Below are 14,675 nucleotides of genomic sequence, written 5' to 3'. Positions count from 1 at the left end.
TAAATATCCCTACTGTTTTGGGGTACTGACGGGTTGTTGCGGGGGTTGCTGCGGCTGTGAACGTTGAGCCTTCCAACGCTCGATATTGCGCATCAGCACGGCCTCCGTCAGTCCGGACGCGGGCAATTCTGTCATCTTTTTAGCCAACTGTCCGCGCAACCATGGATCGTTGCAGGCAGAGTCATGGGAAATCGCCAGGTACAGGCCAGGCTTGTCGACCGGTTGCGAGCGCGCGCTCAGATCGCCGGCCATGCCCAGTGTCTGTGCGGTCGCCATGCCCGAGTAACGCCCTGCCAGGACAAATTCGACCTCGCCCAACAGCAGTTTCTGAAAGGCCTGGGTCAGGTTGGACGTGCGCGCGAGGGTCAGTTGCTGTCCGGCAAAGGTGCTGAATTCCTGAGTCAATCGAGCTTTTTCCGACACAGCTCCGGAATGCCCGTGCAAGTCCTGTGCTTCGTTGTAGACCAGCACCGAGTCCTTGCGAGTCCAGACCAGATAGTCGTTTTCCAGCAAGGGTGGGTGGATGTAATCCAGGGTTTCCAACTCGCTGACTGTCAACGCTGCGTCCGCCAGCATGTCCATGCGCCCGCTGCGCACTTCGTCCAGGGCCTGGGAACGCTTGCCGGCATAAAGCAGTTCGACCTTGAGCCCCAACTCCCCCGCCACTTGCTGCAGCAAATCGGCGCTGGCACCGATCAGGTGCTTGGGATTCTGCGGGTCTTGCCACAGGTACGGTGGCGCGTCCGGGCTGCCGGTCACCACCAGGCGTTCGCATTTGCCTGCGGCGACCGTCAACGTCGGCAATAACGCCAATCCCAGCAAGCTCCACGCAAGACGCAGATCCATGGCAGTTCACTCCACTCAAACCGGTTATGCCCCCCCCTGTAGGAGCGAGCCTGCTCGCGATGGGCGTCAACGATGACGCGGGGATCCTGGATACACGCGGTGCATATGAGACCATCGCGAGCAGGCTCGCTCCCACAAGGGAAAAAGGCAAAAAAAAGCCCGACCATAAGGTCGGGCTCTTTATAAGTGAAGCAGCCGGATTAGACCAGCTTCTCGAACTCAGGGATGGCTTCGAACAGGTCTGCCACCAGGCCGTAATCGGCCACCTGGAAGATCGGCGCTTCTTCGTCCTTGTTGATCGCAACGATCACTTTGGAGTCTTTCATGCCGGCCAGGTGCTGGATCGCGCCGGAGATACCGACGGCGATGTACAGCTGTGGCGCAACGATCTTGCCGGTCTGACCGACCTGCATGTCGTTCGGTACAAAACCTGCGTCGACCGCGGCGCGGGAAGCACCAACGGCAGCGCCCAGCTTGTCGGCCAGGGCGTACAGGTGTTTGAAGTTGTCGCCGTTCTGCATGCCGCGGCCGCCGGAAACGACGATCTTGGCAGCGGTCAGTTCCGGACGATCGGACTTGGCCAGTTCTTCGCCAACGAAGCTGGAGATGCCAGCGTCGTGTGCAGCAGCAACGGCTTCAACGGCAGCCGAACCACCTTCAGCGGCAACCGGGTCGAAACCGGTGGCACGCACGGTGATCACTTTCACTGCAGCGTTCGACTGAACGGTAGCGATGGCGTTACCGGCATAGATCGGACGCTTGAAGGTGTCAGCGCTTTCTACCGAGATGATCTCGGAGATCTGGTCAACGTCCAGGGCAGCGGCAACGCGCGGCAGGATGTTTTTGCCGTTGGAAGTAGCGGCAGCCAGGATGTGGCTGTAGCCCTTGCCCAACTCTGCTACCAGAGGAGCGACGTTTTCCGGCAGCTGGTGAGCGTAGGCAGCATTATCGGCTACCAGCACTTTAGCCACGCCAGCGATTTTCGCAGCAGCTTCAGCCACGGCGCCAACGCCTTGACCAGCAACCAGAACGTGGATATCACCACCAATCTTGGCGGCGGCAGCCACAGTATTCAGCGTGGCCGGGGCCACTACTTTGTTGTCGTGTTCAGCAATAACCAAGATAGTCATTTAGATTACCTTCGCTTCGTTTTTCAGTTTCTCGACCAGTTCAGCCACCGACTTGACCTTGATACCCGCGCTGCGTGCAGCTGGCGCTTCGACTTTCACGGTCTTGTTGGTGGAGGCGGTGGAAACGCCCAAAGCGTCCGGAGTCAGCACTTCGAGAGGCTTCTTCTTGGCTTTCATGATGTTTGGCAGAGACGCGTAGCGCGGCTCGTTCAAACGCAGGTCGGTGGTGACGATGGCCGGCAGTTTCAGGGAAACTGTCTGCGCACCGCCGTCGACTTCGCGGGTTACAGCTACGCTGTCGCCGCTGATTTCGACTTTCGAAGCGAACGTGCCCTGACCGTAGCCGCTCAATGCAGCGAGCATCTGGCCGGTCTGGTTGTTGTCGCTGTCGATGGCCTGTTTGCCAAGGATCACCAGCTGAGGCTGTTCCTTGTCGACAACAGCTTTCAACAGTTTGGCAACAGCCAGGGAAGTCAGGTCTTCGGCGGACTCGACGAGGATGGCACGGTCGGCACCCAGAGCCAGCGCGGTGCGCAGTTGCTCTTGAGCGGTGGACGGGCCTACGGAGACGACGACGATTTCAGTCGCAACACCTTTCTCTTTCAGGCGTACGGCTTCTTCCACGGCGATCTCGCAGAACGGGTTCATCGACATCTTGACGTTGGCAAGATCGACGCCGGAATTGTCCGCCTTGACGCGAACCTTGACGTTGTAATCCACAACGCGTTTGACAGCTACAAGAACCTTCATGGATTCCTCGTTACTCTCCGGTGAAAAGAAAATCGCCTGGGCGAACCTGGCGGTTGATGCTCATCGGGCGCAAGGGCACCTCCAAAAACGCCGGCAAAGGTGTCAAGTGACCATCGCTCATGATCTGGATGACCGTTCGTCAGTGGTGACTGACGAGTCATTCAACATCGCGGCGTGTAAACTGCGCATCAAACCCGCGCAGCGCATCACTCTCTACTGCCATCGCCCTGTCTTTAGAGGTGCTCTTGAAACCAACAGTCAGCCTACGGCGAGCGCAAAACCGACCGTATCTTGACCGGAACGCCTATTCCGGTCAATACGCCAAAATAGCCGTTCATAAGGCGCGTGACTTTGATTTCTCTGGCTTTGAGCCAATTCAAACAAACGTTTGTATTGGACGCTGAGAGTGGTGTAGATATAATGCGCCACCCAAAGAGAAAGGTGGTCAATCGATTGTCCGCTCCCGGCGTTGCGCTGGGATTCATGGATGCGACACCCAACCTCCAAATTAGAAAAAAAACTGTTGAGCCTTGAGTAGGAGATAACCTGTGGAACGCGAATACATGGAATTCGACGTTGTCATCGTCGGTGCCGGCCCCGCTGGTCTTTCCGCCGCCTGCCGCTTGAAGCAGAAGGCCGCCGAAGCCGGTAAGGAAATCAGCGTCTGCGTGGTCGAAAAAGGCTCCGAAGTCGGTGCTCACATTCTGTCCGGTGCCGTGTTCGAACCACGCGCCCTGAACGAACTGTTCCCGGACTGGAAAGAACTCGGCGCGCCGCTGAACACCCCCGTCACCCGCGACGACATCTTTGTTCTGAAGAACGCTGAAAGCGCGCAGAAAATTCCTGACTTCTTTGTGCCCAAGACCATGCACAACGAAGGCAACTACATCATCTCCCTGGGCAACCTGTGCCGCTGGCTGGCCCAGCAGGCCGAGAACCTGGGCGTGGAAATCTACCCGGGCTTCGCTGCCCAGGAAGCGCTGATCGACGAGAACGGCGTAGTGCGCGGGATCATCACCGGTGACCTCGGCGTCGACCGCGAAGGCCATCCAAAGGAAGGCCTGTACACGCCGGGCATGGAACTGCGTGGCAAGTACACGCTGTTCGCCGAAGGTTGCCGCGGCCACATCGGCAAGCAGTTGATCAAGCGTTTCAACCTGGACACTGACGCAGACGCCCAGCACTACGGCATCGGCCTGAAAGAAATCTGGGAAGTCGATCCGGCCAAGCACCAGCCTGGCCTGGTGGTACACACCGCCGGCTGGCCGATGGATATCATGGGCACCGAGAACACCGGTGGCTCGTTCCTGTATCACCTGGAAAACAACCAGGTCGTGGTGGGTCTGATCGTCGACCTGTCCTACAGCAACACCTACCTGTCGCCGTTCGATGAGTTCCAGCGCCTCAAGCATCACCCGGTGCTTGCCCAGCACCTGGAAGGCGGCAAGCGCATCAGCTACGGCGCTCGCGCCATCTGCAAGGGCGGCCTGAACTCGCTGCCGAAAATGGTCTTCAAGGGCGGCGCGCTGATCGGTTGCGACCTCGGCACCCTGAACTTCGCCAAGATCAAAGGCAGCCACACCGCGATGAAGTCCGGCATGCTCGCCGCAGAATCGGTGGCTGACGCGCTGTTCGCCGAGAAGGATGGCAGCGAAGAGCTGACCACCTACGTGGATGCGTTCAAGAAGAGCTGGCTCTACGAAGAACTGTTCGCCAGCCGCAACTTCGGCCCGGCGATCCACAAGTTCGGCGCCATCGTCGGTGGCGGTTTCAACTGGCTCGACCAGAACATCTTCGGCGGCAAACTGCCGTTCACCCTGCACGACACCAAGCCGGACTACGCGTGCCTGAAACTGGCGGCCGACTGCAAGAAGATCGACTACCCGAAACCGGACGGCAAGCTCAGCTTCGACAAATTGAGCTCGGTGTTCATCTCCGGTACCAACCACGAAGAAGAGCAGCCGTGCCACCTCAAGCTGACCGATCCAAGCATCCCGATCAGCAAGAACCTGCCGCTGTACGATGAGCCGGCACAGCGTTACTGCCCGGCTGGCGTGTACGAAGTGATCACCAAGGAAGATGGCGAGAAGCGCTTCCAGATCAACGCCCAGAACTGCGTTCACTGCAAGACCTGCGACATCAAGGACCCTGCACAGAACATCACCTGGGTAACGCCGGAAGGCGCTGGCGGCCCGACTTACCCGAACATGTAAGCCGAACCGCGAACATCGAGGCTCCCGATTGGGGGCCTTTTTGTTGCCTGAAATTATGATCCCCCCTTGTAGGAGCCGGCTTGCCGGCGATGGCGGCGTATCAGTCGAAATGGATGTCTTCTGTCACACCGCTATCACCGGCAAGCCGGCTCCTACAAGGGTTGGCGGTGGGTCAGGCGGCGCGTTCTTCTCCCGGATTGCGCTCGAAGTAGCGCTTGTACTCGCGACTGAACTGCGACGTGCTCTGATACCCCACCCGGTGCGCCACTTGCGCCACACCCAGTCCCTCGCCCAGCAACAACTGCTGCGCCCTGAGCAAACGCAATCGCTTCAGATACTGCACCGGCGACAACAAGGTGCTGCGCTTGAAATGCTCATGAAAGGTCGAGGCACTCATGTTCGCGCAACTGGCCAGGGTCTCGACGTTCAGCGGTTCGGTGTAATGCGCGTGCAGATGACTGAGCGACGCCGCGATCCGGGCGAACTGCCCCTGCTGCTCCACCAGCGCCCGCAATACATCCGCTTGCGGACCGCGCAATGCGACGAACAGCAACTCGCGCAAACGCGCTGGCCCCATGATCTGGCATTCCAGCGGATCGTGCAGGCAACGCAGCAGTCGCTCGACACAACCGCGCATGGCGTCGTCGAGTACTGCCGAGGTCATCGACTCAGGCGTTTGCGCCGGAATATGCCGCCCTGGCGCCAGGCCCATCGCCAATACCAGCTCGCCCAGCATCACCCGATCGATCGCGACCGATACCCCGAGCATCGGTCCATCCGGCGCGGCAAAGGTTTCACACTCGAACGGCACTGGCAGCGCCTGAATCAGGTAGTGACCTGCACCATATTCCAGGGTGCGCGGCCCCAGGTACGCCAGTTTGCTGCCCTGGGCGATGATCACCAGGCTCGGCTCGTAGATCTGCGGCCCACGGGCCACATCGCAACTGGCCCGCAGAACCTGTACGCCCGGCAATCCAGTCGGGACGAAACCGTCGCGGGTGGACAGCGGCTCGATCAGCGAAACCAGCGTGGCATTGGCATCAAGGTGACGGGTCAACTGCATTGAAAAAGCTTCACGGAAAAAGGGATGAAAACATCATCGCAGGTCTGATCGCCATTGCGATCAATCAAAGGCCGATGCCGGAGGAATAGGCATGACACCCGGAGGAATCGCCATGGTCGGTACGGGGGACGGCGCCCAGAATGCGCCACCTCACCTGTCACTGCTTTTGCGAGGTTCACCATGTACACCGCCATCGGATACGCCGCTCAGTCGGCTAGCACTCCCCTCGCCCCCGTGAAATTCGAACGTCGCAGCCCAAGGCCTGACGACGTTGCCATCGAGATTCTCTACTGCGGCGTCTGCCATTCCGACATCCACCAGGCCCGCAACGAGTGGGGCATTGCCGTTTACCCGTTGATGCCTGGCCATGAAATCGTAGGCAAAGTTACCGCCGTCGGTGCAAACGTCACTAAACACAAAGTCGGCGATTTGGTCGGTGTTGGCTGCATGGTCGACTCGTGCCGCCGCTGCGAAGCTTGCCAGGCCGACCTGGAGCAATACTGCCTCGAAGGCCCGACCATGACCTACGCCACCCCGGACCGGGTCGACGGCAGCAACACCATGGGCGGCTACTCCGACAGCATCGTGGTCAGTGAGCACTTTGTGGTGCGCATCCCGGAAAAACTGGCCCCGGCCAGCGCCGCGCCGATCCTGTGCGCCGGCATCACCACCTACTCACCACTCAAGCACTACGGCGTGAAGGCCGGTGACAAGGTCGGGATTCTCGGCATGGGTGGCCTCGGTCACATGGGCATCAAGTTCGCCAAGGCCATGGGCGCCGAAGTGACGCTGTTCACCCGTTCGGCAAGCAAGGCCGAAGAGGCTCGCCGCCAGGGTGCGGACCATGTGATCGTGTCCACCGATGACGCGCAGATGCAGGCCGCCGCGGGTCACTTCGATTTCCTGCTCGACACCATTCCGGTACAGCACGACCTCAACCCTTACCTCGATACGCTGCGATTCGACGGCGTGCATATTCTGGTGGGGTTGATCGAACCGGTGGAGCCGCCGGTGCATGCCGCCAAACTGGTATTGGGGCGTCGCGTGCTCGCCGGTTCGCTGATCGGCGGCATCGCCGAAACCCAGGAAGTGCTGGATTTCTGCGCCGAACACAACATCACCTGCGACATCGAGATGCTCGACATCCACCAGATCAACGAGGCTTACGCGCGCATGATCGCCGGTGACGTGAAGTACCGCTTCGTCATCGACATGGCGACCCTCAAGGTTTAAACCTTGAGGCCAAGCTCCGCCGACAGCCGGGCCGTGACCCCTTTGATCAGGGGAATCAGCTCGGCCATTTTTTCCAGCGGCATGTAGGGCACGGTGCTGGCGATGCTGATGCCAGCGACGATGCGCTTGCTGGCATCGCGGATCGGCGCCGCCACGCAACGGATCGACGGTTCGTTGTCTTCCAGGTCGAAGGCATAACCGCCAGCTACGTACTCGACCATGCGCTGCTCGAACTGCTCCCAGGATTGCTCCGGGTGCTGCGGCCAGAACTGGTTTTTGCCACCCACCGGCAGGCTGACTTCGTACAGGCGCTGCCACTCTTGCGGCGAATCATCGAGCATCAGCGCCTTGCCGATGCCGGTGCGCGCCAATGGCATGCGATGGCCAACCCGCGAACGCATTTCCGGGCCATTGCGCCCCGGGTTCTTGTGCAGGTACAGCACTTCGTCGCCCTCACGAATCGCCAGGTGAATGGTGTCGCCGGTCAACGCCGACAACTCATCCAGATACGGCCCGGCCAGGGTCACCAAGGGCAACTCTTCACGGGCCTGAAAGCCCAGCTCAATCAGTTTCGGCCCCAACAGATAACCGACTTGCGGCACCACCCGCAGATAACGCTCCTCCACCAGGCAACTGGCCAGGCGATGGGTGGTGCTGCGCGTGGTGCCGATCAGCCGGGCGATTTCCTTGAGATCGCGGGCACCGCTGGCCACGGCATGAACCACACCCAACCCGCGAAGCAGGGTCTGGGTGCCGGTCGGTGCGGCGTCCTTGGCGATTTTTGGGGCGTCTTCCTGCATATCCAGCCTTTACCGTTGTGCGAGTGAACGGGCGGCATTATGGTCGCCCGCGTGCCACGACTACAACTTGATACGCTCGACCTTGCCCACCAGCAGGATGTAGGACAGCGCGCCAATCAACGCCAATACCGAGATGTAGGTGATCGCCGGGGCAAAGGAATCACCTGTCGCGAGGAAACCGATCACGATAGGCGTGGCGATCGCCGACAGGTTGCCGATGAAGTTGAACACCCCGCCGGTCAGCCCGAGCAGGCGCGCCGGAGCCAGGGTCGACACCAGCGACCAGGTGATCGAAGCCAGGCCGTTGCCGAAAAACGCCAGCGCGAGGAAGGCAATCACCAGCGGTGTCGACTCAACGAAGTTGGCGCCGATGATCGAGGTGGAAATCAGCAAGCCGCTGATGATCGGCAACTTGCGGGCGAAACCTACCGTGCAGCCGCGACGGATCAAAAAGTCCGAGAAGAACCCGGAACACAGCACACCGACAAACGCGGCGAGAAACGGCAGCGATGCCAACAGCCCGGACTTGATGAAGTCCATGCCGCGATATTTCACCAGGTAAGTCGGGAACCAGGTCAGGAAAAACCACAACGTCGAGTTGAGGCAGAACTGCCCGAGGTAGATACCCCAGAGCTTGCGCTTGGTCAGGACAATGCCAAGGTCGGTCCAGCTGAATTTGGCTTTGACCTTGGCCTGCTCGGCCTGGATATCCACCAACCCGCCGCCCTCGCGGATCAAGTCGATTTCCGCGTCATTGGCGCCTTTGAAATCCCGCGGCTCGCGATACACCGCGTACCAGATCAGCGCCCACACAATGCCTACCGAACCCGTGGCAACGAACACCATGTGCCAGCCGAATTCGTGCTGCAGCCAGGCCAGCACCGGCGTCAGGAAAGCCAAGCCGACGAATTGCCCGGAGGTGTAGAAACCGATGGCCGTGGCGCGCTCGCGCTCGGGGAACCAGGTGGTGACCACACGACTGTTGATCGGGTACGCCGGCGCTTCCAGGGCACCGACCGCCATGCGCAGCACGAACAGTGCGATGAAACTGGCAGCGAAGCCGAGCATCACCGTGGCCACCGACCACAGCAGCAAGGCGACGCTATACAGGATCCGTGGCGGCACGCGGTCCACCAACCAACCGCCGGGGATCTGCATGGCGGCGTAGGTCCAGCCGAATGCGGAGAAAATCAGACCGACATGGATCGGATCGATGCCCAGGTCGCTGGTCAGCGCCGGCGCAGCAATCGACAGGTTGCTGCGATCCAGATAGTTGATCACCACCGTGATGAACAACAGCACCATGATGAAAAAACGCTTACGGCTGGGCGTCACCAACGACGCCTGCCCGGTGAGGGTTTGCGGTTGCATGAGGGGGGTGCCTCTTCTTATGTTTATTGAGGTCGTTCCAAGACTGGCGCTAACCCTGTAGGAGCCGGCTTGCTGGCGATAGCGGTGTGTCAGGCACCATCAATATTGAATGATGTGCCGCTATCGCCAGCAAGCCGGCTCCTACAAGGGATCTGTGGTGGGTTAGAGATCACTCACCACTCGGCAAAACTGCCGTCGGCATGGCGCCAGATCGGGTTGCGCCAGCGGTGGCCGATGGCCGCGCGTTCGATCACATATTCCTCGTTGATCTCGATGCCCAGGCCCGGGCCATTCGGGATCTTCACGAAGCCCTTGTCGTAGTCGAACACCCGTGGGTCTTTGACGTAGTCGAGCAGGTCGTTGCTCTCGTTGTAATGGATGCCCAGGCTCTGCTCCTGGATGAACGCGTTGTAGCAAACCGCGTCCAGTTGCAGGCAGGCCGCCAGGGCAATCGGACCCAGCGGGCAATGCAGCGCCAGCGCGACGTCGTAGGCTTCGGCCATGTTGGCGATCTTGCGGGTTTCGGTGATGCCGCCGGCGTGGGAGGCATCCGGCTGGATGATGTCGACGTAGCCTTCGCTGAGCACGCGCTTGAAATCCCAGCGCGAGAACAGCCGCTCACCCAAGGCAATCGGCGTGCTGGTCAGCGGCGCCAGCTCCTTCAGCGCTTCATAGTTTTCACTGAGCACCGGCTCTTCGATGAACATCAGCTTGTACGGATCAAGCTCCTTCATCAGCACCTTGGCCATGGGCTTGTGCACCCGGCCATGGAAGTCCACGCCTATGCCGACGTTCGGGCCGACCGCATCGCGCACGGCCGCGACGTTGGCCAGGGCCTGGTCAACCTTGTCGAAGGTGTCGAGGAATTGCAGCTCTTCGGTGCCGTTCATTTTCACCGCGGTGAAACCACGCTCGACCGCCTCTTTCGCCGCACGCGCCGTGTCCGCCGGACGGTCGCCGCCGATCCACGAATACACACGAATCTTGTCCCGCACCTGACCACCCAGCAGATCGCTGACCGACACACCCAGCGCCTTGCCCTTGATGTCCCACAAGGCCTGGTCGATACCGGCCAGGGCGCTCATGTGGATCGCGCCGCCACGGTAGAAGCCGCCTCGGTACAGCACGGTCCAGATGTCTTCGATGTTGCGTGGGTCCTTGCCGATCAGGTAGTCGGACAATTCTTCAACGGCGGCGGCAACGGTGTGGGCGCGACCTTCGACCACGGGCTCGCCCCAACCGGTCACGCCCTCGTCGGTTTCGACCTTGAGGAAGCACCAGCGCGGCGGAACGATGAAGGTAGTCAGTTTGGTGATTTTCATCTTTTGGCTCTCTTATTAGATGCAGCGCGCTCGGCGCTCAAAGAAGTCTTAGCGAAGGGCTTTCCAGGCAGCGACGTAGACCTTGGCATTGGCCGCCACTTGCAGAGGGGTCATGCCCGGTTTGAACAGACCGGAGCCGAGGCCGAAACCTTTGACGCCAGCGTCGATGAACGACTGCATGTTGTCCGGTGTGATACCGCCGACCGGCGCCAGAATGGTTCCGGCAGGCAATACGGCGAGCCAGGCTTTGACGACTGCCGGGCCCATCTGCTCGGCAGGGAACAGCTTCAGCACATCCGCGCCTTCAGCCAGCGCGGCAAAAGCCTCGGTCGGTGTAGCGACACCTGGCGACAGGTAAAGCCCCGCCGCTTTCGCTGCGCGCAGGACTTTCGGATCGCTGTGGGGCATGACAATCACCTGGCCGCCCGCGGCTTTCACCTGCTCGACCTGTTCCGGCGTCAACACCGTGCCGGCACCGATCAGGCAATCGGCAGGCAAGGTACTGCGCAGGATGCGGATACTTTCGTACGGCTCAGGGGAATTGAGCGGCACTTCAATGACGCGAAATCCGGCGGCGTACAGGACTTCGCCAATGGCGGCGGCCTCCTGTGGACGCAGGCCGCGCAGGATCGCGATCAGGCCGTTTTGCGCCAGCGCTTGTTTGAGCATGTCAGGTCTCCAGGCAGGTTTAACGGGATGCGGTGGACGTGACCAGGCCGGCAGCGAGCGCCAGTTGCCACAATCCGCGTTCGGTGGCCTGTTCGGCCAGGGTTACCCGGGCAAAACCGCAGGCATCGAGCGCGCGGCTGTAGCGGGCACAGAGTTGGGTATTACCGATGAGGATGATCGACGGCAGATGCACGCTGTTGCGGCGGCGTCGCTGCACGCAAGCCAGGGCCGCCAACTCGTGGCCGATCAGCAGGCCGGAGAGGTAGTCCGCCTGGGCGGTGGCGCTCAATTCGCCGGTCAGCCCCAAGCTGCGGGCGCTGAACAGGGTCGACAGCGGGCCGGTTTCGCCGTCCGCCGACAACGCGACCTGCACACCGCGATCAAATGCGTCGCCATCGAAGGACCCACCACGCTGTTGGGTGCGCCCGAGAATGCTGTGCTCGCTGAGCACGGCGAACACTTCGCCGGTCATGAACGTATCGAAATGCACGATGCAACCGTCGGCCACTTCCACCCATTTCGAATGGCTGCCCGGTAGGCCGATCAGCAGATCAGCGCCCGCCCCGCCCGCCAGGTTTTGCAGTACACCGAGCACCTGGGTTTCTTCGCCGCGCATCACGTTCGGCAAACGCGAACGCTGGATAACGCCGGGCACAATGTGCACATCGACACCGCGCACGCTGCGCACGGTTTGCAAGGAAGTACCGAGAGTGGCGACGTTTGCCGGCGTGTCGCGGTAAGCAGCTTCGCACCAGCCCTGGGCGCTGCCGACCATGCCGCAGGCAATCACCGGCAATTGCGGCTGCGCATCGAGCCAGTCGCCGCACGCCTCATCGAAGGCCAGTTCGAAACCATCGGTGCATTCGCGGCCGCCAATGATTCGCGGCGCCTTCGGCAGCTGCATGATCCCCGACGACAGCGATCGCTGTTCGAGCACTTGCCCGCCTTCAGCCAGTTTGTAAGCACGTAATGAGGTTGTCCCCCAGTCGAGCGCGATCAATTGCGCCTGCATCGCTTCACCTGTTTTGGTTTTTGGCTGTGAGTGAGCTGGACTATAAACCTGGGCAGGGGAAAATCTCAATATATAAATATCAATCCCATATTATGAGACACTACAAAAAAAATCGCAGCTCGAAGGCTGCGATCTTTTAAACGCGATCAGTTCAGTTGCCCGCGGCGAAATCCCGCAGCACCGCGCCATCCATCCGATAGCGAACCCACTCCTCCTGCGGCTGCGCCCCCAGGGACTTGTAGAAGTCGATGGCCGGCGTATTCCACTCCAGCACGCTCCACTCGAAACGGCCGCAGTCGTTGGCGCAGGCGATTTTCGCCAGATGCCGCAGCAGGGTCTTGCCCGCACCGCCGCCGCGCTGTTCCGGGGTGATGTACAGGTCTTCGAGGTACAGGCAATTGCTACCCAGCCAGGTGGAATAGCTGAAGAAGAACACCGCGAAACCGATGGGTGCACCCTCGCGCAGGCAGATCAGGCCATGGGCGGTGGCGCCTTCGCTGAACAGGCTGCGCTCGATGTCGGCAACGCTGGCGATGACTTCATGGCGGGCACGTTCGTAGTCGGCCAGTTCAGTGATGAACGCGAGGATTTGCGGTGCGTCACTGGGGGTCGCCGGGCGGATTTCGATCGTCATGGACGTGCCTTGTCAAAAGTGGAAAACGCCATACTAAGTCGGCGCGGTACTTGTGGCGAGGGGGTTTGCCTGTGGCGAGGGGGCTTGCCTGTGGCGAGGGGGCTTGCCCCCGTTGGCCTGCGAAGCAGGCCCTTTCTCAGCGATTGCGTTACACCAGAAAGACTCCAGTGTTTTTATTGGGGTTGCTGCGCAACCCAACGGGGGCAAGCCCCCTCGCCACAAAAGCGCTCTTATGGCAGATCGTTACTCCGGCAGGCACTAACCCTGGCATCGATAACCTCGGACCTAACATTCGCGCGCTGCATGGTTAGATAGCAACGCTGCTCATTTTTCCGGTCAAGGAACCGCGTCATGTCTACCGCAACACCCCCAGTTTCAAGCAAGTTATTCGGCCTGTTTTGCCTCGCCAGTTACCTGTTGTCGTTGTCCTATGGCTCGACTTTTTTGCTGTCGCTGTTGGTCAGCTCACGCGGTGGCAACGAGCACGACGCCGGCAGTGTGATTTCGGCGGCGATGCTCAGCACCTTTGCGGCGGTGATTGTGTCCGGCCATTTGTCCGACTTGCTCGGTGCCGCCCGATCCGTGGCGTTGTTCGGTGTATTGCTGGTGGCGGCCAGCCTGGGTTTCGCCCTGACGCCGGGTTTCGGCCAGCTGTTGTTGTTTTTCGGCCTGCTGCTGGGCCTGGGCTGGGGCGTGTTCTACACGCTTGGGCCGATCATCGTGGCGAGCCTGGTGACGCCCGCACAACGCGCCAAGTACTTCGCCCTGCTGTCGGGCAGCATGATGACCGGGATCGGCAGCGGTCCATTGCTCGGTCGCGCGGCGAGTGCGCTCGGTTATCCGGTGACGGCGGCGTTCTACCTGGCCGCGCTGGCCAGCCTGATCGGTGTGCTGCTGTTCTGGCGCCTGGATCGGCAGTTGAAACAGGCGAACACCCAATCAACCAGCGTGTCGCGGATTTCCTGGCGCGCAGCAGGTCAGGTCCTGTCGTCCCGGGCCATTTTCCCGATCATCATGGTCGGTCTAGGCGGCTGCGTGTTCGGCGGCCTGTCGAGCTTTCAAACCAGTTACGCGGCGGCGCGCTCACTCGACTATTCGTTGTTCTTCCTCGGTTTCATGAGCGCGGCGATCAGCGGCCGCATGCTGGTTGCCGGGTTCGTGGTCAAGCGCGATCCATTGCGCGCCTCGTGCCTGCTTTCGGGGCTGATGCTGGCATCGATCGTGATGTTCGGTTTTGTCGTCGACAGCAGCGTCAGCTACGTCCTCGCGGCGGTGATGCTCGGGATCGGTTACGGCCTGACTTACTCGGTGATCAACGGCCTGGCCGCCAATGAAGCGCCGAACGGCACCACCGCGCAATCCTTGCTGCTGTTCAGCCTGTCGTACTTCATCGGCGTGTTCGGCTTCCCATTGCTGGCCGGGAAAATCATCGTCGAGCAAGGCATGGCCACACTGTTGCTCACGGTGTTGGCGGTTGCCTCGTTCAACTGGCTGATCACCGTGGGTCGGTTGATCTGGCGTCGGGTGACCACGACCAAGGCGCTGCAGCAAGCCTGAGCCGTTCGTCGCGAATAATGCACCCATCCGGACCGAGGACGGACTAATCAGGTAAGGACTCTACTCGTTGGAGAC

At 60.7% G+C, this 14,675-nt stretch carries 14 protein-coding genes; 4 read left to right on the top strand and 10 right to left on the bottom strand.

Annotation, left to right across the window (positions count from 1 at the left end; all coding sequences use genetic code 11):
- Positions 1–9 precede the first annotated feature (9 nt).
- The 3 genes from KGA88_RS11670 to KGA88_RS11660 form a co-directional block, all read right to left on the bottom strand.
- Entirely contained in the window at positions 10–846 is an 837-nt protein-coding gene (locus KGA88_RS11670; RefSeq protein WP_110662558.1) for a substrate-binding periplasmic protein, read from the bottom strand.
- A 200-nt stretch (positions 847–1,046) separates the two neighbouring features.
- The gene (locus tag KGA88_RS11665) at positions 1,047–1,976 is read right to left on the bottom strand and encodes an electron transfer flavoprotein subunit alpha/FixB family protein (RefSeq protein ID WP_223591129.1); all 930 of its coding nucleotides are present in this window, start codon (positions 1,974–1,976) and stop codon (positions 1,047–1,049) included.
- Entirely contained in the window at positions 1,977–2,726 is a 750-nt protein-coding gene (locus KGA88_RS11660) for an electron transfer flavoprotein subunit beta/FixA family protein (protein WP_007945693.1), read from the bottom strand.
- On the opposite strand from KGA88_RS11660, the gene KGA88_RS11655 reads away from it, so the two are divergent.
- Positions 2,725–3,021, top strand: a complete 297-nt coding sequence (locus KGA88_RS11655) for a hypothetical protein (protein WP_146242066.1) — start codon at positions 2,725–2,727, stop codon at positions 3,019–3,021. The two genes, KGA88_RS11660 and KGA88_RS11655, sit on opposite strands and share 2 nt — an antisense overlap.
- Positions 3,022–3,274: 253 nt before the next feature.
- Positions 3,275–4,939, top strand: coding sequence for an electron transfer flavoprotein-ubiquinone oxidoreductase (locus KGA88_RS11650; protein ID WP_110662720.1), 1,665 nt, complete (start codon positions 3,275–3,277; stop codon positions 4,937–4,939).
- Between the two features lie 172 nt (positions 4,940–5,111).
- On the opposite strand, the gene KGA88_RS11645 is transcribed toward KGA88_RS11650, so the two are convergent.
- The gene (locus tag KGA88_RS11645; protein WP_110662841.1) at positions 5,112–6,002 is read right to left on the bottom strand and encodes an AraC family transcriptional regulator; all 891 of its coding nucleotides are present in this window, start codon (positions 6,000–6,002) and stop codon (positions 5,112–5,114) included.
- A gap of 180 nt (positions 6,003–6,182) precedes the next feature.
- Between KGA88_RS11645 and KGA88_RS11640 the strand changes: the two genes are divergently transcribed.
- Positions 6,183–7,235, top strand: a complete 1,053-nt coding sequence (locus tag KGA88_RS11640) for an NAD(P)-dependent alcohol dehydrogenase (protein WP_223591127.1) — start codon at positions 6,183–6,185, stop codon at positions 7,233–7,235.
- Here the strand turns inward: KGA88_RS11640 and KGA88_RS11635 are convergent.
- From KGA88_RS11635 to KGA88_RS11610, 6 genes are all read right to left on the bottom strand, one after another.
- A complete protein-coding gene (locus KGA88_RS11635; protein WP_223591125.1) occupies positions 7,232–8,035 on the bottom strand; it encodes an IclR family transcriptional regulator in 804 nt (267 codons plus the stop codon). The two genes, KGA88_RS11640 and KGA88_RS11635, sit on opposite strands and share 4 nt — an antisense overlap.
- 60 nt (positions 8,036–8,095) lie before the next feature.
- Positions 8,096–9,406 carry an MFS transporter gene (locus tag KGA88_RS11630; RefSeq protein ID WP_110663167.1) on the bottom strand — a complete coding sequence of 437 codons (1,311 nt, stop codon included), beginning with the start codon at positions 9,404–9,406 and terminating at the stop codon, positions 8,096–8,098.
- A 173-nt stretch (positions 9,407–9,579) separates the two neighbouring features.
- Positions 9,580–10,728, bottom strand: a complete 1,149-nt coding sequence (gene dgoD, locus KGA88_RS11625) for a galactonate dehydratase (protein ID WP_102671668.1) — start codon at positions 10,726–10,728, stop codon at positions 9,580–9,582.
- Positions 10,729–10,776: 48 nt separating this feature from the next.
- On the bottom strand, positions 10,777–11,397 hold the full coding sequence (locus KGA88_RS11620; protein WP_223591124.1) for a 2-dehydro-3-deoxy-6-phosphogalactonate aldolase: 621 nt from the start codon (positions 11,395–11,397) through the stop codon (positions 10,777–10,779).
- Positions 11,398–11,416: 19 nt separating this feature from the next.
- The gene (locus KGA88_RS11615) at positions 11,417–12,409 is read right to left on the bottom strand and encodes a 2-dehydro-3-deoxygalactonokinase (protein WP_110661750.1); all 993 of its coding nucleotides are present in this window, start codon (positions 12,407–12,409) and stop codon (positions 11,417–11,419) included.
- A 151-nt stretch (positions 12,410–12,560) separates the two neighbouring features.
- Positions 12,561–13,043, bottom strand: coding sequence for a GNAT family N-acetyltransferase (locus KGA88_RS11610; protein WP_057713732.1), 483 nt, complete (start codon positions 13,041–13,043; stop codon positions 12,561–12,563).
- A gap of 351 nt (positions 13,044–13,394) precedes the next feature.
- On the opposite strand from KGA88_RS11610, the gene KGA88_RS11605 reads away from it, so the two are divergent.
- Positions 13,395–14,600 carry an MFS transporter gene (locus tag KGA88_RS11605; RefSeq protein WP_223591122.1) on the top strand — a complete coding sequence of 402 codons (1,206 nt, stop codon included), beginning with the start codon at positions 13,395–13,397 and terminating at the stop codon, positions 14,598–14,600.
- Positions 14,601–14,675: the final 75 nt, after the last annotated feature.

This window comes from Pseudomonas sp. A-R-19 (genome assembly GCF_019956575.1).
Classification (GTDB): Bacteria; Pseudomonadota; Gammaproteobacteria; order Pseudomonadales; family Pseudomonadaceae; genus Aquipseudomonas.
This window is presented reverse-complemented; position numbering and strand designations above follow the sequence as displayed.